Here is a 918-nt window from a genome sequence, read left to right as displayed (position 1 = left end):
GTTCCCATGCCGAACACAGAAGTTAAGCTCCTTAGCGCCGATGGTAGTTGGACTGACGTTCCGCTAGAGTAGGACGTTGCCAGGCTTACTAAATCGGAGAATTAGCTCAGCTGGGAGAGCATCTGCCTTACAAGCAGAGGGTCGGCGGTTCGATCCCGTCATTCTCCACCATTTCAATTATATAGCCGGCCTAGCTCAATTGGTAGAGCAACTGACTTGTAATCAGTAGGTTGGGGGTTCAAGTCCTCTGGCCGGCACCATCTTTGAGCCATTAGCTCAGTTGGTAGAGCATCTGACTTTTAATCAGAGGGTCAGAGGTTCGAATCCTCTATGGCTCATACGATTATTTTAATAGCCACATGCGGAAGTAGTTCAGTGGTAGAACACCACCTTGCCAAGGTGGGGGTCGCGGGTTCGAATCCCGTCTTCCGCTCCATTTTTTGCCGGGGTGGCGGAACTGGCAGACGCACAGGACTTAAAATCCTGCGGTGAGAGATCACCGTACCGGTTCGATTCCGGTCCTCGGCACCATCTTTTTAAATATAGCGCCCGTAGCTCAACTGGATAGAGCGTTTGACTACGGATCAAGAGGTTATGGGTTCGACTCCTATCGGGCGCGCCATTTAAAATTCAAACCTTATTTAATTAAATACGGGAAGTAGCTCAGCTTGGTAGAGCACTTGGTTTGGGACCAAGGGGTCGCAGGTTCGAATCCTGTCTTCCCGACTTCTTAAATAATATGGGGGCTTAGCTCATCTGGGAGAGCGCCTGCTTTGCACGCAGGAGGTCAGCGGTTCGATCCCGCTAGTCTCCACCATTTATAAAATTTCTAAAATGAACATTGAAAACTGAATGACAATATGTCAACGTTAATTCCAATAAATGTAACTGTAAGTTACAAACACTATTTAGTTTTAT

General features: G+C 47.7%; 8 tRNA genes and 1 rRNA gene. All 9 read left to right on the top strand.

Going from position 1 to position 918, the window contains the following annotated elements:
- A 5S ribosomal RNA gene (rrf, locus tag CD128_RS10540) occupies positions 1 to 85 on the top strand; the annotation flags it as partial.
- 10 nt (positions 86 to 95) lie between these two features.
- Positions 96 to 171 (top strand) — tRNA-Val (locus CD128_RS10535).
- A gap of 13 nt (positions 172 to 184) precedes the next feature.
- Positions 185 to 260: transfer RNA gene (locus CD128_RS10530), tRNA-Thr, on the top strand.
- A 5-nt stretch (positions 261 to 265) separates the two neighbouring features.
- Positions 266 to 338, top strand: a tRNA-Lys gene (locus CD128_RS10525).
- 23 nt (positions 339 to 361) lie between these two features.
- Positions 362 to 436, top strand: a tRNA-Gly gene (locus tag CD128_RS10520).
- 6 nt (positions 437 to 442) lie between these two features.
- Positions 443 to 531, top strand: a tRNA-Leu gene (locus CD128_RS10515).
- 14 nt (positions 532 to 545) lie between these two features.
- Positions 546 to 622 (top strand) — tRNA-Arg (locus tag CD128_RS10510).
- 30 nt (positions 623 to 652) lie between these two features.
- Positions 653 to 726: transfer RNA gene (locus CD128_RS10505), tRNA-Pro, on the top strand.
- Positions 727 to 741: 15 nt separating this feature from the next.
- Positions 742 to 817 (top strand) — tRNA-Ala (locus tag CD128_RS10500).
- The last annotated feature ends 101 nt before the right edge of the window (positions 818 to 918 follow it).

Origin of the sequence: Staphylococcus croceilyticus, from assembly GCF_002902575.1 — a bacterium.
Classification (GTDB): domain Bacteria; phylum Bacillota; class Bacilli; order Staphylococcales; family Staphylococcaceae; genus Staphylococcus; species Staphylococcus croceilyticus.
The sequence above is the reverse complement of the archived record's forward strand: the minus strand, read 5'-3'. Positions and strand labels throughout refer to the sequence as shown.